Here is a 24091-nt window from a genome sequence, read left to right as displayed (position 1 = left end):
ATTTATTAATCTAGATTAAGTAAACCAGAAAAAATTAAATTAAGAAAGGCAGTTAAAATTCCGAATCAGACTTTTTAAACAACAAGTCTATAAATGCATTTCGATTAAAAATTTGGAATTTCTCTATTGATTCCCCAACACCAATATATTTGATGGGTATCTTAAATTGGTCAGAAATGCCTAAAACAACTCCGCCACGTGCAGTTCCATCAAGTTTTGTTAAAATTAACCCTGTCAAGTGAGTAGTTTCTGTAAAAAAACGGCATTGCTCAATTGCATTTTGGCCGGTGGTTGCATCCAGTACCAGCAACACTTCATGAGGAGCTCCGGGCATTGATTTATTGATAGACCGGTAAATCTTACCTAGTTCATTCATTAAATTGGTTTTGGTATGTAATCTACCCGCGGTATCAATGATAACTATGTCATGACCTTGCTTGAGTGCAAATTGAGTTGCTTCATATGCAACTGCGGATGGATCGGCACCCATCCCTTTAGTAAAAAAGTCGCACCCCACACGTTCAGACCAAATTTTCAATTGATCTTCTGCGGCAGCTCTGAAAGTATCTCCAGCTGCGATTAAAACTTTCTTACCTTTTTGATTGAATTGATGTGCCAATTTGCCAATTGAAGTAGTCTTTCCTACACCATTTACTCCAACAACTAAAATTATATGAGGGTGTGTTTTTCCGGTATCATAATCATCAAGATCTTCAGTTTTGTTTTCTGCGAGAAGGAGACTAATTTCTTCTCTCAGTAAATTGCTAAGTTCCGAAGTGCCTAAATACTTGTCCTTTGCGACCCGATTCTGTAAGCGATCAATGATCTTTACGGTTGTCTCCAGTCCAATATCAGAAGTAATAAGGACTTGCTCCAATTCATCCAGTATTTCTTCATCAATGCTTGATTTTCCCGCAATAGCTTTGGTGATCTTTTCAAAAAAACCAGTTTTGGTTTTTTCTAGACCCTGTTCCAGGTCTTCTTTTTTTTCTTTACTAAAAAAACGATCAAAAAAGCCCATGTGACTCTATATTTAAAATAAAAAATGAGACGTCCTTTAACAAGAACCTCTCATTATCTCTTTATTAGCCTTAAAATGAATTACTTAGATTGCTCGAAGAATTCTTTTACTTTATCCTTATGTACAATTAGTTCTTTATATGTGTACTTTCCGGTTACCGGATCCTTAATAGATTTTATAACCTTTACAAAATCCCTTCCGGAACCTAAATTGGCAGCACGTTGTGCCACCTTTGCGTTTTTGGATACCTTAGCCATAACTATTTAATTTCTTTATGAATGGTATATTTTCTAAGAATAGGATTAAACTTTTTCAACTCCAATCTGTCAGGAGTATTTTTTCTGTTTTTCTCCGTAATGTACCTGGATGTGCCAGGACTGCCACTTGCTTTGTGCTCAGTACATTCAAGTATGATTTGCTGCCTGTTGCCTTTACTCTTTTTTGCCATCTCAATTATAGGTTAAAGATTAGGAATTCGCTTTTTTGTCAAGCTTCTTTAAATAGTCGAAAAGTCCTAATTTATCAATCGTTCTAAGTGCTTTTGCAGTCACTTTCAGTTCAACCCATTCATTAGTTTCCGGAACATAAAAGCTCTTCTTCTGAAGATTTGGATTAAAACGTCTCTTTGTTTTCCTGTTGGAATGAGAAACTTTGTTGCCAAATAATGGCCTCGTACCGGTTAAATCACATACTTTTGACATAATTCGTTCTTTTTATAACACCTGGTGACTCCGTCAGGATTCAAACCTGAAACCTCCTGATCCGTAGTCAGGTGCTCTATTCAGTTAAGCTACGGAGCCTCTGAAAATTAGGGTGCAAAGATAAAAGCATTTTTTTAAATATTTAATAATCCTAATCATATTTTAAAAAATGCTTTTGAAAGCTTCCCATTGTCCGTCCGGATCCATAGGTAGTAAACACCTGTATCACAGTTACTTAAACTAATTGTTAGGCGGTTGTTTACACCCGGCTGAAAGTTCAAATCCTGATACCAAATTCGTTGCCCTAGAGTATTTACGACTTCCATTTCATATTTACCAAATCGTTCAAAACCTAGAAGCACTTTTAATTCGTCTCCAATTATTGGGTTGGGGCGTATGTCAACGAACTCATTGTCTACCAATGTGTTGCAATACTTTTCAAGGCAAATCAGCGATTTGCTGGCGTTAAATCTTCGACCAGAAGAGGTAATGTTTTGAAGACTTTCATTAACATCTCCGCAATTCAATATGAAATCTCTCATTAAAAGTAATCCCTCCTTTGGATTTGATTTTACAAAGTTGGCATAGGTACTGCAATATTGATTTAAAAGAGCAATTCCTCCACCAACCTGGGGTGCTGAAAGAGAACACCCTGCGGAATAGCCTGTACTCCCGCCTGCCTCAAGAACAGGAATGTTTTCTCCACTTGCACCAATATCTATATGTTCCTTACTAAATCCTGCCGCATCTACCTTTTTATCATTAATATCAGTATTGGTCACTGAAATCAAGTATAAACTTGGGCAAAGGGAAGGAATATCTCCTTTTAATGCTACATCGTGATCAGAACGGTTAACGGTTGCACACACGTTCAAAATTCCAACGGAACCCAAATAATCATACAATGGGCAAATCAGTGGAAATTCATCAGGAAATGCCGTGTCATAACCTAAAGAAATGGTTGTAGCAACGATATAGGCACCGGATTTTCCATTGCTCTTGAGATAATCATCTTTCATTTTATGGAAATAGGTGTAACATTCCACTAAATGAGCATCATTCGATGCAGAGCAAATCAGCATTTTAATATGTTGATTTGATCCGGATAAACCAATTCCATTATCTCCCTGAGCACCTACCAAACCTAAAATATTAGTTCCATGATTATTTAAAGGGTGATTATCTCCTCCATTAAAACTTGCGGAGTTGTATCCAAAATAATCATCAACAAAACCGTTCCCATCATCATCCAATTTATTATCAGGTATTTCTTTATAGTTTACGAACAAATTAGGCTTAATTTCTGCAAGATTAAAGTCAAATCCATTGTCAATTACCCCAATCACAATGGTGTCACCTAGGGGACTGATTCCCTCATTTTGGTAACACCACACATCTTCAAACCCCATCTTGGTAAGATTCCATTGCTGGTTGAACTCTGGGTCATTGGGACGGCAAAATCTTGGTTGAAGGGTATGGTTCGCTTGAAAACTAATAACCGATGGATGATTATTCAGGATTTCAATTTCCTGAAAATTTGTATAGAATTCCGGGAATTCAATTAACGCCATCTGGAAGTTTCCAGCTAAAATATTCACCTTAATATTTTCTGATAAATTTGACCTGTGTTGGTCATTGAAATTTGGGATGGAGGTATATTTAATCAGGTATTCATGTGGGATAACCTGGCTCATTAGATCAGAAAATACTATGAACAAAAATATGGGGAGTAATTTTTTCATCTGGATTGAATTGATGCTTTAAGATTGCGAAAATACGAAAAAGAATGTGTCAGTCTACTTCCATACCAGGAGAAGGATTCTCCATCTACCAATCTTGTGGAAATAGGATCAAACAAAGCGGAGTGTTTTTCTTTGAAAGGGTAGGGTTCTGATGAAAGTAAAATGAGGTTAGGGTTCAGAGATTTGATTTCCTCAATTTGTGTTACTGGATATCTTAATTTGTGTCCAAATACATTTATCCAACCTAACTGATTGATCATGTCGTGAATAAAAGTATCAGCTCCCACACTCATATACGGATCCTTCCAAATAAGATAACAAACGTGTAATAACTTATTTTGGTTTTGAAAAGGCAGTAATTGATCCTTTTCATTCATAATGTTTTGAATAATTACTTCAGCCTCTGAGCTTTTATTCAACATTGCCCCAACTGTTCTAATCATTTGGTAGGCATCGGATAGATTGTGAACATTGCTCACCCATACAGGTGCATGTTTTTTAAGTAAAGAAATATCCTCTTGTCTGTTTTCTTCTTTATTCGCAATAATTAAATCCGGTTTTAATTTTATTATAAGATTTATATCAGGGTTTTTAGTGCCTCCAACTCGCTTCTTTGATAGATACCATTCTTTTGGATGAATGCAAAATTTAGTAATTCCTATTACCTCCTTATCCATCTTAAGATCAGAGAGTAATTCTGTTTGCGAGGGAACCAAAGAAACAATTTTAGTTGGCGTATTCTGCAATTGAATAATATCTCCAATCTGGTCAACAAAGAATTTTTGCAAAATTCTAGGGAATTAGATTTACGAAAATTAATGAATTTTTATATAAGTTGAGTCGATTAATATTCCTAATGCCAAGTGATGAAAGATCCGCTACCTCTTTCCAAATTGAAGTGTCGGGTTCAAGTAACAAAATCTTTGAATTTTGGGCACATATTATTTTGCCATTTTCCAAAAGAGCAAAGTCTTCAACTTTTTTTGGCATTTCTGCAATGGTCAAAAGTTTTTCTTTACTAATGCTGTAGGATTTAAGTAACCACTTATCATCTAAAATTTTATGCACAAATAAAATTTTATCATCAGAGATCACTTCAAATGTCCTTCCTATATTGGAAGCAAAAATTCTTCTGGAAATATTTTGCTCCTCACAAATTGCCATAATGTGCTGATCATCCAGTATAAAGCATACCCACTTATTATAACCAAGACTCCGGTAATAGCCTATTTTACCATGTTCCCCCAAGACTGTTCTCTTAAATTCACCGGTTACTCTATCATAAGCGACTAATTTTTGTGTAGAATCATTTTTAGGAACATTTATGCAAGTGATTTCGCTGTTTGGACCAACCTGATTTATTCGGGGTGAATAATCAGATCCGGAATTTGCAATTAATCGTGTGTAAGTTGCCTTATCTAAATCAAAAGAGTATATATCAGTACTTTCCTCTTCCTTGGTTTTAATGGTTGCCAAAAAATGACCTTGGTCAATTTGAAAAGGCTGATTATTGTAGCCATTTCGATTAAAATCACTTAAAAAACTTATGCTCTTAAACTTCCATTTGGGTGCATTAAAATCTACAACTTCTGCTTTATACAAATGAGATAACGGTAACTGGGCAGATAAATTCTGGTATTGGGAAAAAAGTAAAAAATACAGTATCAGGATTTTTATTTTGTACATTAGAGATTATTTTACTGTGCACTTGCTGAACGAAAAATTCTTTTCCAGTTAATGCCTTCTTTCAAACTTGCATTTTTTAAGCTGAACCAAATCAATAATGGTTTTCCAACAATATGATCTTCCGGCACGTAACCCCAAGCCCTGGAGTCTTCTGAATTATGCCGGTTATCTCCCATGGCCCAATAGTAATTTTGTTGAAAAGTATAAGTTTGTGCAGGATTTCCATTTATGTATATCTGATTATTTTTTACTTCTAATTTATTATTTTCATAAACTGAAATAACACGATCAAAAAGATTGAGATTTTCCAATGTCAAATTAACAGTAGCACCTTCTTTTGGTATCCATATTGGCCCATAATTATCAAAATTCCAATCTTTTCTACCATTTGGAAAAACGGAATTGTCTTGTGTTGGGTATGGCATAATTTCAATATCCGACCCCATGGCTTTAATTTTATCATATTGATCCTGATCTAGATACAACAATCCAGATTTAGCATTTGGATCATAAATGTTAACACCCCATTCGCCAAGTTTCTTAAGATTTATATTGGTAGTGGTAGATTTGACAATATACAGATACTGCATATGTTTAGGGTTTTCTGCGGGATTCCCATTAATATATAGTTGTCTGTTGATAACTTGAAGACTGTCACCAGGCATTCCTACACATCTTTTTATGTAGTGGTCTTTTTTATCAAGTGGTCTTATTCTCAACTCTGCTCCACGAGTGTCTTCATCTGCGAAGGGGCTATTGTCTTTTTGAAAAGCGGCCCAAGATCGGGTTTTGCCTAAATAAACACTGTCTCCGACTGGCCAGTTGAAAACAAACGGGTCATTACGCTTAATTGCGGTTAGTTTGGGTAACCTGTAATATGGAAGACTAGGTTTTTCCAAATAAGATTCAGTTCCAATGATGGGTATTGTATTATGTAGCAAGGGGATCATGGCAATTGTCATAGGAGTCCTGATTCCATAATGCACTTTACTGACTAATAGGAAGTCACCGACTTTTAATGAACCCTCCATGGAAGGGGTTGGAATAACATAAGCCTCCAAAATAAACATGCGCAGAAAAGCTGCAGCGAAAACAGCAAATATGATAGATTCAACCCACTCTCTACTGGCTGATTTATAGTATCGGCTTTGTCTTTGGAGTCGGTCGTATTTGCCACTATCTTTAGCTTTTTGAGCAAGGTGTAAATCATTCAGAAATTCTTTTTCTTTAATATAAGCGGGCTCAATAAATTGAGAATTGGGGTCTTTTGCAATCATCGTAAATATGGCAGGAGGATAAATAACTGCAAGTGCTGAATGCCAAAACCTCATTTTGCCAAATGACCTTACTAAATCTACACTCATTCCTGCAAGAATAAATATATTGACGATTGGAAAAAGTAACCAGAGCGCATGAGCTCTGGAGTGGCCAATAGATGCACACCATTCTGCAAAATTAACCCCAGGTATCCATGCTTTTATCGCTTCTATCCCAAGCTTGGGAAATAACCAATACAAGCTTAAGCATAATAATATATAGCTGATAATCAAAAAGATAAGAATCGACATGAAAAAGAAGTTTTAATTTGATGCAAAGATACTCAAATTAAAAAGGGGAGGACAAGTATTTAGACCAAGTTGCTTTTAACATAGATGTATCCGAATTTAATTTATACCAGACATTATTTCAGATTTTGTCAATTTTCTAAATTCTCCGGGCTGCAAATTTTCAATTTTTATTTTTCCAACAGCTATTCGAATAATTCTCAAAACTGGGTAACCTAAAATTGCACACATTTTTCTGATTTGCCTATTTTTACCCTCATGCAATTTAACTTCTATCCAGGAAGTCGGAATATTTTTTCTTGTTCTGATCGGTGGAATTCTTTCAGGTGTTTCTGGAGCGGGATTAAGTAGGATAACCTCACATGGCTTGGTAGTATAAAATTTATCTTTCAACTTAATTTGTACACCTTTGGAAAAGTTTTTTAGAAAATTTAAATCAACGATGCCTTCAACTTGAACCCAATATGCCTTGTTGAACTTATTTACAGGATTCAATATGGTTGAATTTAATTTTGGATCATTGGATAAAATCAAAAGTCCTTCGCTATCCTTGTCTAGTCTTCCGATGGGGTAGACGTCAGTAGGAAATTTGTACAAGTTCCTTAATGTAATATCTCCTTCAATTTCAGGGGTAAATTGAGAAATCATCCCATACGGCTTGTAAACGGCAAAGTAATTAAGATTTTTCACAAAAAATTAAAATGAGTACTATTCAAATTTGCTTGGTGATATTACATCCCATTCTGATTTTCGTATCAATTGATTAATTTCTTTTAATTCATTATTTTGCAAGTTCTTAAAATACAAAATCTGCTGATCAATCATATCCGTCAGAACCATTGCCAATTCTTCAGCTTGATTTGTGGGAGGATAGGAGGATCCATTGTACAAGGCAATTAAATGCGCTAATTTATTGGTAAGTTTAATAGGGAAATTTATAGGGTCTTGGACACTTTGCATTTTTGTTTGGTACAATTCATTTTCAATAGAATTCAAAGTACTGTCAATCTGTGATTTCAATTTGAAAAAAGTAGTAGACTTATCGTTTTTTTCAATTTTTGCAGCAAATTCCGAAAGTTGTTTTCTGACATCACGTATATTTAAAATAGTTTTATGTGACTCGTCAACTTTGTTTCTTAATTTCATTATAAAATTATAAAGTCTTACTACATCCTGATCTGTTACAGGAAATCTTAGGTCTCTAATAATTTGGCAGTCTATTGAGTCTATATAATTTTTTGATTTATAAACTATTTTGTATTTACCCGGAGGTGCCAGCGGCCCATCTAATGAAGCACCCCACATAATCATCCCATCTACAGATTTAGCTGATTCCATAGTAAATGGAACCAATATAAGATTGGCGCCTGATTTAAGTTCAATTCTATACTTTTTGTCTTTATGAAAAGTGGATAATTGGGTAACTAATTCTCCTTTTGTACTTAATAATTTTATTTCCACCGAGTCCTTTAAATTAAAACTGTCTAAATAATTGTATAGCATTATTTGAGAGGGATGGTTTATTCCTGCGTTGACAATGGACTTATCCATTCCTCCACTCATTCTATAGGCAGGTTTTGGCGGTAATAAATATTTCTTTTGGGTTTGTTTTTCCTGAATATTTCTTAGAGGCGTAAGATCATCGATCATCCAAAGACTCCTTCCTTGGGTAGCAGCGATTAGGGAGTAATCTTTTATTAATAAATCTGTGATGGGCACTTTAGGTAAATTCATTTGAAAATTATACCATTTCATTCCATCATCAAACGAAACATACATCGCTCTTTCAGTTCCACAATACAACAAACCTTTGGTAACTGGATCCGCTCTTAGGACACGGGTAAAGTGTTCATCATCGATCCCTGAAATAATTTTTTTCCAATTTTTGCCATAATCCTCTGTCTTATAAAGATAAGGTTGGTAGTCACCTGATTTATAGGATGTTGCCGCTATGTAAGCGCCTGCTGCATTAAAGGGGTCTGCTTCGATACTGTTTATCATACACCAAGATGGAAGGTCTTTAGGTGTAACATTGGTCCATAGTTTCCCTCCATCCATTGTAAGATGAACCAATCCATCGTCACTCCCGACCCAAATCAAATCTTCCTTTTTTACTGATTCTGCAATTGCAAAAATGGTGCAGTAATATTCCACTGAAGTATTATCCTTTGTAATGGGGCCACCGGAAGGTTTTAGCTTACTTGGATCGTTCCTGGTTAGATCAGGGCTTATGGTCTCCCAACTTTGCCCTTCATTATAACTTACATGAAGATGATTCGATGCAGTGAAAAGTTTTTTTGGTTTATGACGCGAAAATAAAATAGGAAAATTCCATTGAAATCTATATTTAAGATTCTCAGCTCCATAACCAATAGGATTGTCTGGCCAAACATGTATATTTCTCGATAGATTATTCTTATGGTCATATCTGGTGAGATAACCTCCATAGCTGCCACCATACACTATGTCAGGATTGTCAGGATCAACAGCTATGTGGCCGGATTCCCCTCCAGCGGTGGATTCCCAATCTTCATTTCCAATTTTATTTCCACTCGTTCTATGCGAAATTCTAACGGTGCTGTTATCTTGTTGGGCTGCATAAATTCTAAAAGGAAAAGAGTTGTCCACAGTTAATCTATAAAATTGTGCAGTTGGCTGGTTTTGGACTGAAGACCAATTTGATCCGGAATTCATGCTGATCTGAGCTCCACCGTCATTGCCAACAATCAAATTTGAGGGGTTTTGGGGGTTGATCCAGATATCATGATTGTCTCCATGTTGAGTTGAGATGGTTTTAAATGATTTTCCACCATCCGTTGATTTATGAAATGAAACGTTGAGAACATAAACCGTATTGGGATCCAACGGGTCAGCTTGTAATCTGCTAAAATACCAGGCTCTTTGTCTTAAGTCCCTGGATTCATTGATTTTTTCCCAACTATCTCCTCCATCATCGGACCTAAACAGTCCGCCATTTTCATTCTCAATCATGGCATAAAGTCTGTCTGGGAGGGTAGGGCAGATGGTAATACATGATATCCCCCAAATGCCTTCAGGTAGGCCTTTATTTTGTCTAATTTCTCTCCAGGTTTCACCACCATCCGTGCTTTTCCACATCGACGAACCTTTTCCACCACTTTCCAAACTATAGGGTGATCTTTGGACTTTCCAAGTTGTTGCGTACATAATACGAGGCAAACTTGGATCAAAAATGAGGTCTACTGCACCGGCTGAATCATTTACAAAAAGCACTTTTTTCCAATTTTTTCCTCCATCTATCGACTTGTAGATGCCTCTGTCACTACTGGGTTTATATAAATCTCCCATTGCAGCCAGATATACAAGATTAGCGTTCTTTGGATGAATCCTTATTCTGCTAATGTGTCTGGTATTTTTTAATCCCGAAAAAACCCAAGTTTTTCCTCCATCTTCTGATCTCCAAACACCTTCACCTGATGAGACATTTCCCCTTACAGTTTCTTCTCCTGTACCAGCAAACAGGATATTTGGGTCTGATTCAGAAATAGCTACAGCGCCAATAGATCCTCCAAAATAGGAATCAGAAATATTCTTCCAAGTCTTTCCGGAATCACTCGTTTTCCAAACACCACCTCCCGTGGATCCCATTATATAGGTGTTAGGTTGGTTGACTAATCCGAAAACCGCGCAAGATCTACCCCCTCTAAAAGGCCCGATATGTCGCCATTCAATTGCAGAATAGTACTTTTCAAATGGGTTGAAAATATTTTGGGATTGCATCGAAAATCCAAATAGCAGGAGGATTAATGGAAAGAAAAATTTATGCATACTTAAATTTGTTACCTTGCAAATGTACATTCATAATCAATAAACCATATAGTGTTGTGCTGGATTGGAAGAGCAATTAAGATAATTGTTGATCCAAGATTGAATTTATTTGGATTTGGGAGATATTTTGATGGATAGAATTAATTTTGCCTGATAATGAGTTTAATTAAAATTGGATCGGTAGAATTACCTGAATTTCCTTTGCTGCTAGCTCCCATGGAAGATGTGAGTGATCCTCCCTTTAGGGCACTTTGTAAAGAACAAGGGTGTGATATGATGTATACAGAGTTTATTTCGGTTGAGGGCCTTATAAGAGATGCTGAAAAAAGTGTACGAAAACTGGATATTTATGAGGAAGAAAGACCTATAGGGGTCCAGATTTTCGGCGCCGAGTATGATTCAATGATGAGGGCTGCTGAAATTGTGGAGGAGGCAAAGCCAGAGCTTTTAGATATCAACTATGGTTGCCCTGTCCAAAAAGTAGTATGCAAACTTGCGGGTGCAGGTATTCTAAAGGATATCCCCAAAATGGTTTCTCTCACCGAAGCTGTTGTGAAATCTACTAATCTTCCCGTTACCGTCAAGACCAGACTCGGGTGGGATGACCATTCTATTTTTATCGAAGATGTAGCTGAAAGACTTCAGGATATTGGAATTAAAGCATTGACCATCCATGCTAGAACACGCGCCCAAATGTACAAGGGACATTCGGACTGGAGTTGGATTAGTAAAGTGAAAAATAACCCAAGAATCCACATTCCTATTTTTGGAAATGGAGATATTGATTCTCCACAAAAAGCTTTGGAATTTAAGAATAGATATGATGTTGATGGAATAATGATTGGACGTGCCAGTATAGGATATCCCTGGATTTTTAGAGAAATAAAGCATTACTTTAATACAGGCGAGATTTTACCTCCTCCAAGTTTAGAGGAAAGAGTCAATGCAGCACTTAATCATCTCAAGAATAGTATCAGGTGGAAAGGGGAGAGGCTTGGAGTCCTGGAAATGAGAAGACATTACACCAATTATTTTAAGGGGCTTCCCGGAATAAAGGAGCACAGGGCTAAGTTGGTAACAGAATTAGATCCATTAGTTTTATTTGAAATTCTTGACCAAATTCAATTTGAATATTCAAAACTAAAAAGTTTAGAGTTAGTCTGATGAACAATCAATTAATTTTTAAACTTGATGCATCTGAACGAAAAATTTTAGACATCATATCAGGTTGTGGCCAACAATTAAATTATCCGGTTTATGCCATTGGCGGATTTGTTAGAGATCGACTGATTGGTAGACCGTGTAAGGATATAGACATTGTCTGCCTTGGTGATGGAATTAAATTAGCCCAGGAAGTAGCCAGTAAATTTAGACCAATACCCAGTATAAACATTTATGAGAGATTTGGTACTGCTATGATCAGGCATCATGATCTCGAGATAGAATTTGTAGGGGCAAGGAAAGAGTCTTATAATTCAGAATCAAGAAAGCCAACAGTCAGTCCGGGAACTTTGCAGGATGATCAGTTGAGAAGAGATTTTACGATTAATGCCATTTCTTTTAGCTTGAACCAAGAAAATTTTGGCGAAATTATTGATCCATTTAATGGTCTTGATGACCTTGAGAAGAAAATCATCAGAACTCCTGCAGAACCTGATGTTACCTTTTCTGATGACCCGTTAAGGATGATGCGTGCCATTCGTTTTTCTACGCAATTAGATTATGAGATAGAGCCTCGCACCTGGACAGGAATACTAAATAATGCAAAGAGAATCAGAATAATCTCAAAGGAGCGAATTAGTGCCGAAATTGAAAAAATTATTTTGTGCCCAGTGCCTTCTTCAGGCTTTGATAAACTTTTTAAATCCGGACTATTGGAACTTTTTTTTCCTGAACTTTGCATGCTTCATGGAGTTGAATATCAGGATGGTAAAGGTCATAAAGATAACTTTTATCATACGCTCCAAGTGCTTGATAATTTAGCAAAAAAAACAGATAAACTTTGGTTGAGGTGGGCCGCAATTTTGCATGATATTGCCAAGCCTCAGACAAAGAGGTATGACTCTGAACTTGGCTGGACATTTCATGGTCATGAAGCTTTGGGTGCTGCCATGCTTCCCCGTATTTTTAAAAATTTAAGAATGCCGCTGGATCATAAAATGAAATATGTTCAAAAGTTGGTAAGATTACATCTTCGTCCCATAGCACTAACGCAAGAAATTATCACTGATTCTGCTTTGAGAAGGCTCCTTTTTGATGCAGGAGAAGATCTGGAAGATCTACTAATGCTTTGCGAAGCGGACATTACTTCAAAAAATTCTGAAAAAGTTAAAAAGTTTTTAAATAACTATTCAAAAGTTAGAGAAAGACTTATTGAAGTTGAAGAAAAAGATAGAATTAGAGAATGGCAGCCACCAATCAGTGGTGAAGAAATTATGAATACCTTCAGCCTGAAGCCTGGTAAGGAAATTGGAATTATTAAAAATGCCATAAGGGAATCAATACTGGATGGTGTAATCCCAAACGAATACGATGCAGCCTACCGCTTAATGATTGAAAAAGCCAGAGAATTAGGACTCAATCAAATAAAGAGTTTATAATTCTTTTTTTATGGCTTGGAATTAAGCTCTCCTACCATCATGAAGTTATTTTTTGGTTCTATTCTAAATCCGAAGGATTTTCCCTTATTTACAAAATTAGTTTTAGCCTCCCCAAAGTTTCCATTGTATTCAATTTTGAATGCCAATCGACTGAGCTTATTTCCGTCAAATTTTAATTCACTGTAGTCTAATTCCACACCCGATGTTTTTAAAACTTGCTTTATGGAATCTAACAATGATTCACTCATTTTTCTTCCGAATCTAAGCTCAATTACTTCATCACTTTTTACAAAAGAGTAGGGAGTGTATTCCAAATTACACCCCAAAAAAGAATAAACTAAAATGATAATTTGAATACCCTTTCTAAACATCCTTTTGTTCAGGTGTTTTATCATCAGATTGCCCATCTCCATCTATAGCATCCTGTACTTTATCCCTTGTGGAAGCATATATTTCTCCAGCCTTATCAGCTAGGTTTTTAGCTGTATTCTCAACCGTCTCACCTAGATTTTGTGCCACGTCCTTTGTTTTGTCCCAGACTTGATCTGCAACTTCAGAAGCTTTTTTATATGTCTCAGACTCTTTAAGTTCTTGGATGGTTTCAGCAACTTCTTCTTTAGCTTCATTAGCCCATGATTTTGCTTTTTGAATACCTTCAGCGGCATCTATCTTGGCTTCTTCAAATTCTTCTTTAGCTTTATCAGCAACTGATTTAGCTACGTCAGCTACCTTTTTGTAAGCATCAGATTCCTGAATTTCATTGATGGTTTCTTTAATTTCATCTTTAGCCTTGGCTGCTAAATCTTCAGCTTTATCTTTTACAACCTCAGCTTTTGATTTTGCTGATACGAAAAGATTTCCAAATAAATTTTTTAAAATACTCATTTTGAATTAATTAGATGTTTTTAATGATTAATCTTCTTTTGGTAGTTCTAGAGTGGGTAGCTTGCCAGGTGCTTCTGATGTTGAATTTGGTTTGGACCCTCCCATTTTAGAACCAACCTCCTGGTTCTCGAGCCAACTCTCAGCTTTATCGAAAAAACCCTTGTGTTTGGATTCTAAATTTTCTCCAAAATCAACTGGAGTATCCGCCAGACCATCCTTGTCATGATCTATGGACGCTTCTTCAGCATCCTTTTCCTTGGATTTTTCAATGGCCTGATCTATGAAATTATCTACTTTTTCCAAAGTTTCCTTAGCTTTTTGCTTTACGTTTTCTCTTACTTCTTTGGTGCTTTCGTCAAGCTCTTGAACTTTCTCTTTAAGCTCATTCCAAAGATGACCTCCCTGTTCGACAACTTCCTTACCAGTTTTACTTAAGAATTCTTTGGCTTTATCTCCAAACTCAGGAGAATCAGAGTTGTCATCAATTTGATTATGATTGACTGAATTACTCTCGAACTTTTGAAAGGGTTCAGTTTGAATGTTTCCGGACTTATTTTGGCTAGGCACAAAATCTGAATCAGTTTTATTAAAAACCCCTTTTAACCAGCTAATTAAACCCATTCTTTTAATTATTTTCTCTTACAAAGTTAATCATTCCTGGGCATATTATTTTGCAAAAAATCAACAGTTTCTTTCCCATAATTTATATTATGTTAAGTTGGTTTTAGCTTTCAGTTGAAACTGACAAGACACTTACCAGAAAGTCGTTTCCTTGGTCAATTGGTTCAAATTTGCCAATTTTATTTATACCAATTTGATGTTCTGTAAGTATTGCTTCAAATTGATTTTGGAATTCCGGATCCACAGCACACAATAATCCGCCACTAGTTTGTGGATCAGCTAATAGTTTAAACCAAGAGTTTTCTTCAAGTTTTACTTTGTGTCCATATGAGCTCCAGTTGCGATGAGTACCACCAGGAACTGCCCCAAGATTCGCATATTCCCAAACACAAGGATCAAGAAAAGGCAACTTAACATAATTAATGTTTGCTTTTAAGCATGAAGCTTCGCAAATCTCCAATAAATGTCCACACAAGCCAAATCCCGTTACATCAGTCATGGAGTGGACAAATTCTTTGGATCCTAGAATCTGACCAATTTTATTAAGTTTTAACATGGAGGATTTAGCAAGATCTTGATGCTCGGCTTTAAGAATTGATTTCTTTTCTGCTGTGGTGAGAATCCCTACCCCAAGGCCTTTTGTCAAGTAAATTAAATCTCCAGGCTTGGCTCCGGAATTCATTTTAATATGATTTGTTGGAATTTCACCTGAAACTGCAAGTCCGAAAATTGGTTCTATAGAATCGATACTATGACCGCCTGCCAAAGGAATTCCGGCTTCAAAACAAACTGCTCTGGCACCTTCAATTACTTTTCTGGCATATTCAATTGGAATTTTATCGATAGGCCAAGCTAAAATAGCAATCGCCATTAAGGGTTTCCCACCCATTGCATAAACATCACTTATGGCATTTACGGAAGCAATCCGACCAAAATCAAATGCATCGTCAACAATAGGCATGAAAAAGTCTGTTGTGCTGATCATTGCTTTACCATTGCCAAGATCAAATACCGCAGCGTCATCTTTCTGCTGATATCCTACCAGAAGATCAGAAAAAATAGGCCTACTTTCGGATTTTAAAATTTCATCCAATACCGACGGACTAATTTTACATCCACAGCCCGCCCCATGACTAAATTGAGTTAACCGAATAGTATTCATTAAAATTAATTTTATTTTTTTCTTGTATTAAGGATTCACAGATTTCTATAACATTATCATGATCAAAATTAAATTTTAGGACTCTTGAAGGGTTTTTTCTTCCTAATCCATAATCGTAAAATTTATCATAATATTCAAGTGCAACCGCAGCAGCATCTTTTATTTGATTTGATTTTATAAAATGAATTGCAAGGTCTGTAGCCTGATGTCCTAACCTTTTTCTTATTTTTTCAAATGAAAAAATTAAGTCTGCATGATTATCCAAATTATAGGTGGAAAGAATATGTCGAATCCGTATGTTAAAATCCACATCTATATGGAATAAGATTCCATTTTGCATATGATTCCAAAATGAATTAGGGATGTAAACTTTCCCAATTGTTTTTGACTCATTTTCACACCAAACTGGTTCAGATGTTTTAAATTTGACTAATTCACTGAATAATAGATTTTCAAATTGTTCAGTACTTGGCTGAGCATCTTCATCTATCCATCCAAAAGCAGAGCCTTTGTGGTTTGCCAACTTCTCCAGATCAATTATTTGTTCACTAAAAGTGGACATTTCTCTCAAAACTTTTGATTTCATTGATCCTGTCTTTCCTCCTAAGACAATGAGCTTCCAGTCAGGCTGTTCAAAAAGTTTGTGGACTAAACTTCTATAGGCTTTATATCCTCCGGTTATTACTTTAATATTAAAACCAGCATTTGACAGCAGCCAGGCCATGCTTGCGCTTCTTTTTCCTCCACGCCAACAATATAAGGCCAGTGTACCATTTGTATTTAAAGAATCAGCTTGTTGGACAAATGCAGATAGTTTTGGGCCAACAAATTCTAAACCTTTTATTATTGCTACTCTTGAACCTTTTTTCTTATATAGAGTACCTACTTCGGCTCTTTCCTCATTTGTAAAAAGTGGAAAATTTAATGCCCCTGGGATATGACCATTTAAATATTCTAAAGGTGATCTTACATCCAATATTGGAGAACTATCCGTTAGCTTTAATATGTCTTCAGCATTTATATAATCTATCGACATTTATTTTTTATCAGAAACCTAGATTGCCTCCTCCCATTTTCTTCGTAAATTCTTCCAATGTCATTTCTTTATAACCCGAAGAAGGAATATCGAAAATATTTGAGTTAAAATTCTTTACAACTTCCTTGGTAGTGACCACTAATTTCATAGATTTCATGTCAAGTGTATATTCAAGAGGCAATCCTCCAAAATTTACATCATCAGCTTCTTTAATAATGCCATGTGGACTTTTAATTTGATCGGTAACATAACAAATGATAGAAATCTTTTGCCCGTTGTTATCAATGGTGGCTGTTGACTTATAACAATCATAACCTTGGATTTTTTTTCGGTCATTTTTATCAAAAGTAACTTTAGAATTTGCATTGCTAATATCTGAATTTACATTTTTGGAATTTTGTCCTACCTGCTCGTCCAATTTAATTTTGTACTTCTGCCCCATCATCTCTTGCAACATGATGCTGCTTTTTGTCTGTTTATCATAAAACATTTTAGTCAATATTAACCCACCCATCATACTCATATCAACTCTCTGTTTTTGATTAGTAAAATAAACATCCATAGTGGAATTTCCCATTAAACCAGCCATTTGCTTCATATCTTCCTGCCCATCCACATTTATGCTCACTTCATATTTAACATGTGCAGTCAAGAGAGGTTGTGATGCACCATGGGCCGAAAAAAATATGGTGAATATTAGACTTTGAAGAATGATTAAATTATTCATAGAAAGATTTATTTTTGAGTTTAACGAATTGCCGCAAATTTAAGTATAAATAGGATTGAATTAAAACACCCATTCGTCGACATATTTTGAAACTAATTTAGCAAGGTTAAGTGAATCAGGCAAAGCTCTGTGATGTTGACCTTCAAACTCAAATCCATTGGTTTTCAAAACTTTATCTAACCCCATAAGTTTATTAAGCTCTTTATTTCGGTGATATTGATGTTTTATGTCAACATATGGGATCAGCCATTTTGAATCTAGTTTGTGGAGTTTACAGTCAGTTAAAATCAAATTGTAGTCTGCCCTACCCCAGGCACAAAAGCCATAACTCACATCCGGAATGTCCGCCCAATCTAAAAAACGATCTAAAACCTCAGGAAAAATTTTAGCTTTATTGATTTCTTCCTGGTTGATTTGGGTCAGATTTTTACAATAAGGCGATAGGAATTTATGGATATTTGGCTTAACCAGGCTGGAAAAAGTTGATTCAATCTCACCATACTGGTTCATAATACACGCGCCAATTTCAATAATTTCCTGCTGGTATAAATGACTTACATGTGATTCCCAACAGGTTGCCTCTAAATCAAATATGAGAAACTTCATTCAAAAAATAAAACTAATTTTGAAGGTCAATAATATCCCAATGTATCAAATCATCAATTTCCAGATTTGAAAGTTTATTGGAATAAAATAATAAAACAAGAAAATCCTCACTAACCAACCTGTTGTTTTCATCCCTTTTTAAAGGTCTTTTACTGTGATAAACTCCTAATGCGTTAATACCATAATTTATGAGAAGGTCAATATCCAATTGTAGCTCTTCACATTTTATCAACTTGTTATGTTCACATAAATCATATAGAACTCGCCTGACTTCCATGCACAATTGCTTGAATCCTATTTCAGGAAAATACATTTCTTCTTCTGGCAACTGAACCAGGTTGTAAATATCCTGCCCCGGATTCAATTTGGAAAGTAATTTGAAAGCTGCATATGAGACTAAGTGCGAAGGTAATATATAATTATACTTTTTGTATTGCTCAATAATTTTTTCAGATAGCTCTTTGGTGTAAATGCTTTCTCTTTGGCTGTCAAGAACAATTTTTCCATCCCTTAAAAAATAATCCTTTTGATTAATCCTGCTACCAGTTTGGGAAATGCTTTCTCCAGATTCATTTACCGAATTCCCAAAAACATCCATAGGACTACCGAGCGTCATATATACTTTTGATGACTTTTTTACAAATCTATATAAGAAAGTAACGTATTGCCATAATGAAAATGAAGATTCGCGTGAAGTATATTTTTCCTGCCCTGTAGTTTTTAAATATTGAATAATAAGTGATCTTGCCTCCAATACACTTTCATATGAAAGTACAGCTGGAACTATAATTATTTTTCTCAAACTCTCTTGTTGAATTAAATTTCGTTGTGCCAATAATAGAGAATTTAAAAGGCCTAGTTTTAAACGGTCTTCCACTTCTCCAGATCGAGATCTCGTTCCTCCTGGAAAAAATATGGAATGAACCCCTTCCATAGCAATTAGTTTTGAATAGGAACTAAGTGTTTGAAGATAAATTTGATTTTTTTTTCTTCTGTCCACTTTATAGGCACCAAGTCTATTCATGAAAAAAGCAAAAAATTCTGAATCAAAGAGATTTAATCCAGCCCCATAGGAAAAAGCTGGCAAGCCTGCAATTGCATCAACCATGTATCCAACCAGGATAGAATCTAGGTTGCTTGAATGTGTTGGAACTAAAATTATAGTGTGATCTAGGCATAGTTTCCTTACAGAATCAATTTCGCCCTTTAAAATCATGGCTTCTGCAAGCTTCTTTCGTTTTGTAGCGTATGAACTAAAAATATTCCATCCCACCGGATAAAACATAGCAGTAAAAAAAAATGTAAGAGCTTTTCTTGCAAAATAGAAAGTATTGATATTGAAATGTCCGGATATCTCTTCTGTATATCTTTTTATCAAGCGAAAGATAGAGTCCCTCGTACGCTCTTGAGTGTTTCCCTCTGCATGATTATCATTATATTCTTTTTGCAGCTTTCTAAAAAACTGCATTTCATTGGGTGGGTCCGCCTTCCATGGATTAGATTTAATCCTTTGTTTTTCCTGATAAATTGTTTTGGCTAAAATCTGATCTAACTCTTCTTTTGACATAGTATCGAAATAGTTCAAAACATCTTTTTCGACAATTTGTACGAAGTCTTTTCTTTTTTGGCTTAATTTATAAACTGGCCAATCTGTAATCTCTTTAAGCACATGTGGATATTGCTGATCCATTTAATCTAGAATTTAAGTATTTTTAAATCTTTAAATAATTAATTTATAAAAATAATTACTCAAATTGCTCACTTAATGCCACAATTTTATCTAATTCAATTAGTATCTCCTCTTTCCCAATGTGTTTTTCAACACTGGTAACAATTCTTGGGGGAAGCTCTTCCCATTTTTCCAAAAGTTTATTTTCCCACATTTCTAGATTTTTTTTTAATTCCATTTTTTTACAACGGTCAGACTTTGTAAAAATGATGCAAAATGGCGTTTGTTCATCACCAAAAAAATTAATTTTATCAAGATCATTTTTTTGAATAGGAATTGAAATATCCACAAGTAAGAAAACGCAAACCAAATCTTTCCTTTCTTTGATATAATGTTTAATTTGCCCATCCCATTTTTCTTTGACAGATTTAGCAACTCTTGCAAAACCAAAACCTGGTAAATCCACGAAGGTTAATTCCTGATTGATTTGGTATAGATTGAAACTAATGGTCTTGCCGGGTGTGGATGAGGTCCTGGCTAAATCTTTGCGATTGCAGATATAATTTATCATAGAACTCTTCCCTACATTTGATCTTCCCCAAAAACAAAACTCAGGTTTGTCAAATATTGGAATTTTCGAAAATTTCGGAAATGATCCAATAAACTGCACGTCTCTAATTATCATGTAAAGTTAAGTTTATCTTAATGAAAGGTAAGGTATAAAAACTTGTTGTTCAATTACGTTATTTTTGTAAAAATATAATAATATGAAAAAATTGGCTTTTGCACTATTAGTGTTCTTTTTAGTTGAAAATCAATCAAATGCACAATTTAACTTTGGCTTAATCGGGGGGATTTCCAGTGTAGATATTAAGCCTTCCACCTTGAATATTACTGATAAAAACAAGCTGGATTCCTTTTCGCTCGCTTTCGACAATGCAGATTATGGGTTTCATTTTGGAGGGTTTGTTCGAATATCATTTAATTCATTTTTTATTCAACCTGAGGTGGTATTCAATTCTAACAGAACAACATTTAAATACAAAAAATTCAAATCAGCCCAATTCTATGATACTTTATTTTTAAAAGAAAGATATCAAAACTTAGACATTCCTTTAATGTTGGGCTTGAAATTGGGGATACTTAGATTCAATGCTGGGCCGGTAGCGCACATTTTTATTAACAACAAATCGGAACTTACTGATCTCAATGGATATGAGTCTAAATTTCAAACGGCTACATTCGGCTATCAGATGGGGATCGGCTTTGATTTAAGTAAAATAATGTTCGATTTAAGATACGAAGGAAATTTTACAAATTTCGGCGAGCACATTAATTTTAATGGAACAAAATACGCGTTTGATAAAGGTCCGACCAGACTTATCGCTACCTTAGGTATCAAGTTCTAATGATGTGTTATTCTTGGATCAAAAAATCTATACAGTATATCGGTTATAATATTCACCAATACAAAGATGATTACCGTAATTATACAACAACCAATAACTACGGGGATATCAAATTGGTTTATTGCTGTTATGGTAAGCATTCCGAGGCCTTTGTAATTAAAAACATATTCGACAAAGAATGCACCAGTTAGCAATGAAGCAAACCAAGAACTAATTGTGGTAAGAATTGGATTTATTGAATTTGGCAGAATGTGTTTCGTTAAATATGCCCATTCCGTAAGACCTTTAGCCTTGGCTGTCCTCAAATAGTCTGATCCCATCACATCAAGTATGGATGCTCTGGACATCTGGCATATCATGGAAACTGGTCTTATTCCCAGCGCTATAGTTGGCAGGATCAAATTTTCAAGATGTAACCCGACTTGACCAAAATCATTAAATTCCCACAAACTACCTTGTATTGAAAGGCCTGTCCAAGAACCTAGATAAAATGCAAAAACCATTGCAAAAAGTATAGCTGATATATAACTTGGAATTGCATACACTAAAGTACAGAATGATAAAATTATTCTATCGGCTAATTTTTGATGCTGTAAGGCACTCCACCAGCCTAATGTCAAGCCAATAATAATGGCAAGGAGCATTGAAGTGAAAGCTAAAATTATGGTAGCAGGAAGAGCTTCAGTTAATGTATTCCATACACTTTTTCCACTGGTATATGATTTTCTAAAATAAGGGTGTTTTACAATTAACTGATGCATCTTAAACTTTTTGAGAACAAAAAGTGTGTAATCTTCTAGTCTTGTATCACTATTTGAAATCCATAAGATTGGGCTTAAGTCTTCAAAGTAGTGAAACACCTGCAGTCCAATACCCTGATCCAAAAAATACTTTTTCTTAAAAATCTCAATTGTTTCTTCATCTGTTCTTTGTCCAAAACTCATTCTTGCTGGGTCTACCGGGGCAAAATAGACAATCACGCACACCAATCCCGAAACAGCTAAAACTGCAAAAATGCCCAGTACTATTCGCTTTACAATATAATAAAACATTCGTTCAAAATATTTTCAACCCTATTTTATTCAATTTAATGGGCTAAATTAAACATATTTTAAACAAAAGCGTTCCACTAGCTAAGTTTGAAAATTTTAGTTCGTCTTTTGCCTTATTTCTTTATTTAAGATATAAAGGCTTAAATTTGTCTAACCTAACAAATAAATTTTGAATAAATACAGCTCTACTTATAAACTGATTTCACCTGATAGTATCACACAATTTAAAAAGATGGATCTTGACTATTGGATGCATCCTGAAAAATTTAGTGAATTTATAAATCTCCTTCCTTTATACCAAAACATTCCAGAACAAATAAATCAGAAGAATTCTAATTATACCCATCGGGATGAATGGTATGAAATCATAAAGAAACAGTATGCTAAAATTTCAATATCTGATCCAATTCACCACCAGATAAATCGTTTCAAAAACAATAATTGTTTTGCTATAACCTGTGCACACCAACCCTGCATGCTAGGAGGGCCTTTATACTGGTGGATTAAAATTGCGCAAACCATTAAAATCTCAAGGGAGCTTAATAAACTTTACCCTCAATTTCATTTTGTACCGGTATACTTCTCTGGGAATGAAGATCATGATCTGGATGAAATAAATCATTTTTGGCTTTTTAACAATAAAATAATTTGGCCAACCAACCAAAAAGGACCTGTTGGTAAAATGAACTTAGTGGGTTTAAAAGAGATGTTTGATGATGTTATGTCTTATTTTACCAATAATGAAGATGCTAAAAATTTGATTGGTGAAATTCAGCAATTTTTAAATGTTTCAGAAAGCTATGGAGATTTCATGATGCATTTTGTTCATTATCTTTTTGGCTCATATGGATTAGTCTATTTTAATCCTGATCAAATTGAATCAAAAAAAATATTATTACCTGTTTTGGCAAAAGAGTTTGCCGATCGAATAAGTGTTCATTACACTGCCGATAAAATAATGAGATTGGAATCACTGGGCTACCCTATTCAAGCAAAACCAAGAGAGATTAATATTTTTTATATTTCAGATCAGTACAGAGGTAGAATTGTTTTTGAAGGTGAAAAATTTGCAACCCATGATCAAGTGTTTAGTTGGACAAATTCTGAATTGTTATCAGAATTGAATACTTATCCCGAAAGATTTAGTCCCAATGTTTTACTAAGACCCGTTTATCAAGAGAGCCTGATTCCAAATTTAATGTTTATAGGTGGAGGTGCAGAGATTGCATATTGGTTGCAACTTAAAGACTTATTTAATCATTGTAATGTTACTTTTCCGATTCTTAAAAGAAGGGCCTCGGTCATGATGTGCAGCAGCTCATTGCAAAAGAGAATAGCTAATCTTGGATTGGAATTAAATGATTTTTTAAATCCTACTTCCATTGTTGAAGAGAAATTGTTACATCTTAAATCAGATTTCCCTCATGAAATAGAGCAAATTAGAATTGATCTATTATCTGGATTTGAGGATTTAATAAAATTGTCCAATACTAATTTCAAAAGTGGAAATACTAGTTTGATTGCTGAGATTAAGAAAATCGAGCATTCTATTGAAAAATTATTTCATCGTTTATTTAAGGAAGAAAAATTAAAGTTTGAAACTGATGTTACAAAAGTGACTAAAATAAAAGAGGTACTTTTTCCTGATAATTTATTACAAGAAAGAAGAGAATCTGGAATTCAATATTTTATTCAAAATGGAAGGTCCTTTATTGATGATTTAATTGAAAATATCCCAGGTGAAGGAGATAATTTTGTTTTGCTTTTGGAAAACTAGTACAAACTTATTAGTGAATAAAACG

At 34.9% G+C, this 24091-nt stretch carries 24 protein-coding genes and 1 tRNA gene; 4 read left to right on the top strand and 21 right to left on the bottom strand.

The window, feature by feature from the left end; translation table 11 throughout:
* Positions 1–52: 52 nt before the first annotated feature.
* The 11 genes from ftsY to IPJ53_10000 all read right to left on the bottom strand — a co-directional run bounded on the left by ftsY (position 53) and on the right by IPJ53_10000 (position 10522).
* Positions 53–1021: a signal recognition particle-docking protein FtsY gene (gene ftsY / locus IPJ53_10050; GenBank protein ID MBK7799446.1), complete on the bottom strand. Its 969-nt coding sequence runs from the start codon at positions 1019–1021 to the stop codon at positions 53–55.
* Positions 1022–1101: 80 nt separating this feature from the next.
* Positions 1102–1278: a DUF4295 family protein gene (locus tag IPJ53_10045; protein MBK7799445.1), complete on the bottom strand. Its 177-nt coding sequence runs from the start codon at positions 1276–1278 to the stop codon at positions 1102–1104.
* 2 nt (positions 1279–1280) lie between these two features.
* Positions 1281–1469, bottom strand: a complete 189-nt coding sequence (rpmG, locus tag IPJ53_10040; GenBank protein MBK7799444.1) for a 50S ribosomal protein L33 — start codon at positions 1467–1469, stop codon at positions 1281–1283.
* A 19-nt stretch (positions 1470–1488) separates the two neighbouring features.
* On the bottom strand, positions 1489–1722 hold the full coding sequence (rpmB, locus tag IPJ53_10035; GenBank protein MBK7799443.1) for a 50S ribosomal protein L28: 234 nt from the start codon (positions 1720–1722) through the stop codon (positions 1489–1491).
* A gap of 22 nt (positions 1723–1744) precedes the next feature.
* Positions 1745–1821 (bottom strand) — tRNA-Arg (locus IPJ53_10030).
* A gap of 56 nt (positions 1822–1877) precedes the next feature.
* Entirely contained in the window at positions 1878–3464 is a 1587-nt protein-coding gene (locus tag IPJ53_10025) for a S8 family peptidase (protein ID MBK7799442.1), read from the bottom strand.
* The gene (locus tag IPJ53_10020) at positions 3461–4252 is read right to left on the bottom strand and encodes an ABC transporter substrate-binding protein (protein ID MBK7799441.1); all 792 of its coding nucleotides are present in this window, start codon (positions 4250–4252) and stop codon (positions 3461–3463) included. Before IPJ53_10020 ends, IPJ53_10025 begins: the two co-directional genes overlap by 4 nt.
* Positions 4253–4256: 4 nt before the next feature.
* On the bottom strand, positions 4257–5150 hold the full coding sequence (locus IPJ53_10015) for a hypothetical protein (protein MBK7799440.1): 894 nt from the start codon (positions 5148–5150) through the stop codon (positions 4257–4259).
* A gap of 11 nt (positions 5151–5161) precedes the next feature.
* Positions 5162–6718, bottom strand: coding sequence for a signal peptidase I (gene lepB / locus IPJ53_10010; protein ID MBK7799439.1), 1557 nt, complete (start codon positions 6716–6718; stop codon positions 5162–5164).
* A 96-nt stretch (positions 6719–6814) separates the two neighbouring features.
* A complete protein-coding gene (locus tag IPJ53_10005; GenBank protein MBK7799438.1) occupies positions 6815–7363 on the bottom strand; it encodes a pseudouridine synthase in 549 nt (182 codons plus the stop codon).
* Positions 7364–7423: 60 nt separating this feature from the next.
* Complete coding sequence (locus IPJ53_10000; GenBank protein ID MBK7799437.1) at positions 7424–10522, bottom strand: glycosyl hydrolase; 3099 nt, start codon at positions 10520–10522, stop codon at positions 7424–7426.
* Between the two features lie 156 nt (positions 10523–10678).
* Here IPJ53_10000 and dusB point away from each other — a divergent pair, with 156 nt between their 5' ends.
* Positions 10679–11686: a tRNA dihydrouridine synthase DusB gene (gene dusB, locus IPJ53_09995; GenBank protein ID MBK7799436.1), complete on the top strand. Its 1008-nt coding sequence runs from the start codon at positions 10679–10681 to the stop codon at positions 11684–11686.
* The gene (locus IPJ53_09990) at positions 11686–13122 is read left to right on the top strand and encodes an HD domain-containing protein (protein ID MBK7799435.1); all 1437 of its coding nucleotides are present in this window, start codon (positions 11686–11688) and stop codon (positions 13120–13122) included. The genes dusB and IPJ53_09990 overlap by 1 nt, the downstream gene beginning before the upstream one ends.
* Positions 13123–13130: 8 nt before the next feature.
* On the opposite strand, the gene IPJ53_09985 is transcribed toward IPJ53_09990, so the two are convergent.
* The 9 genes from IPJ53_09985 to IPJ53_09945 all read right to left on the bottom strand — a co-directional run bounded on the left by IPJ53_09985 (position 13131) and on the right by IPJ53_09945 (position 20513).
* Positions 13131–13493 (bottom strand): hypothetical protein, encoded by a 363-nt coding sequence (locus IPJ53_09985; protein MBK7799434.1) that lies wholly within the window; start codon positions 13491–13493, stop codon positions 13131–13133.
* On the bottom strand, positions 13486–14007 hold the full coding sequence (locus tag IPJ53_09980; protein MBK7799433.1) for a hypothetical protein: 522 nt from the start codon (positions 14005–14007) through the stop codon (positions 13486–13488). Before IPJ53_09980 ends, IPJ53_09985 begins: the two co-directional genes overlap by 8 nt.
* 27 nt (positions 14008–14034) lie before the next feature.
* Positions 14035–14628: a hypothetical protein gene (locus tag IPJ53_09975; protein ID MBK7799432.1), complete on the bottom strand. Its 594-nt coding sequence runs from the start codon at positions 14626–14628 to the stop codon at positions 14035–14037.
* A gap of 103 nt (positions 14629–14731) precedes the next feature.
* Entirely contained in the window at positions 14732–15790 is a 1059-nt protein-coding gene (selD, locus tag IPJ53_09970; GenBank protein MBK7799431.1) for a selenide, water dikinase SelD, read from the bottom strand.
* Entirely contained in the window at positions 15762–16826 is a 1065-nt protein-coding gene (gene mnmH / locus IPJ53_09965) for a tRNA 2-selenouridine(34) synthase MnmH (GenBank protein ID MBK7799430.1), read from the bottom strand. The genes selD and mnmH overlap by 29 nt, the downstream gene beginning before the upstream one ends.
* Positions 16827–16836: 10 nt before the next feature.
* Positions 16837–17553 carry a DUF4412 domain-containing protein gene (locus tag IPJ53_09960; protein ID MBK7799429.1) on the bottom strand — a complete coding sequence of 239 codons (717 nt, stop codon included), beginning with the start codon at positions 17551–17553 and terminating at the stop codon, positions 16837–16839.
* Between the two features lie 60 nt (positions 17554–17613).
* Complete coding sequence (locus IPJ53_09955) at positions 17614–18159, bottom strand: exonuclease domain-containing protein (protein ID MBK7799428.1); 546 nt, start codon at positions 18157–18159, stop codon at positions 17614–17616.
* Between the two features lie 13 nt (positions 18160–18172).
* Positions 18173–19849 (bottom strand): 1-acyl-sn-glycerol-3-phosphate acyltransferase, encoded by a 1677-nt coding sequence (locus IPJ53_09950; protein ID MBK7799427.1) that lies wholly within the window; start codon positions 19847–19849, stop codon positions 18173–18175.
* 55 nt (positions 19850–19904) lie between these two features.
* On the bottom strand, positions 19905–20513 hold the full coding sequence (locus IPJ53_09945; protein ID MBK7799426.1) for a YihA family ribosome biogenesis GTP-binding protein: 609 nt from the start codon (positions 20511–20513) through the stop codon (positions 19905–19907).
* A gap of 82 nt (positions 20514–20595) precedes the next feature.
* On the opposite strand from IPJ53_09945, the gene IPJ53_09940 reads away from it, so the two are divergent.
* Positions 20596–21237 carry a PorT family protein gene (locus tag IPJ53_09940; protein MBK7799425.1) on the top strand — a complete coding sequence of 214 codons (642 nt, stop codon included), beginning with the start codon at positions 20596–20598 and terminating at the stop codon, positions 21235–21237.
* Here IPJ53_09940 and IPJ53_09935 read toward each other — a convergent pair.
* Positions 21234–22289 carry an ABC transporter permease gene (locus tag IPJ53_09935; GenBank protein ID MBK7799424.1) on the bottom strand — a complete coding sequence of 352 codons (1056 nt, stop codon included), beginning with the start codon at positions 22287–22289 and terminating at the stop codon, positions 21234–21236. The genes IPJ53_09940 and IPJ53_09935 overlap by 4 nt on opposite strands.
* A gap of 169 nt (positions 22290–22458) precedes the next feature.
* On the opposite strand from IPJ53_09935, the gene bshC reads away from it, so the two are divergent.
* Positions 22459–24066: a bacillithiol biosynthesis cysteine-adding enzyme BshC gene (bshC, locus tag IPJ53_09930; protein ID MBK7799423.1), complete on the top strand. Its 1608-nt coding sequence runs from the start codon at positions 22459–22461 to the stop codon at positions 24064–24066.
* Positions 24067–24091: the final 25 nt, after the last annotated feature.

The sequence above is a fragment of the Candidatus Vicinibacter affinis genome (assembly GCA_016714365.1).
Taxonomy (GTDB): Bacteria; Bacteroidota; Bacteroidia; order Chitinophagales; family Saprospiraceae; genus Vicinibacter; species Vicinibacter affinis.
This window is presented reverse-complemented; position numbering and strand designations above follow the sequence as displayed.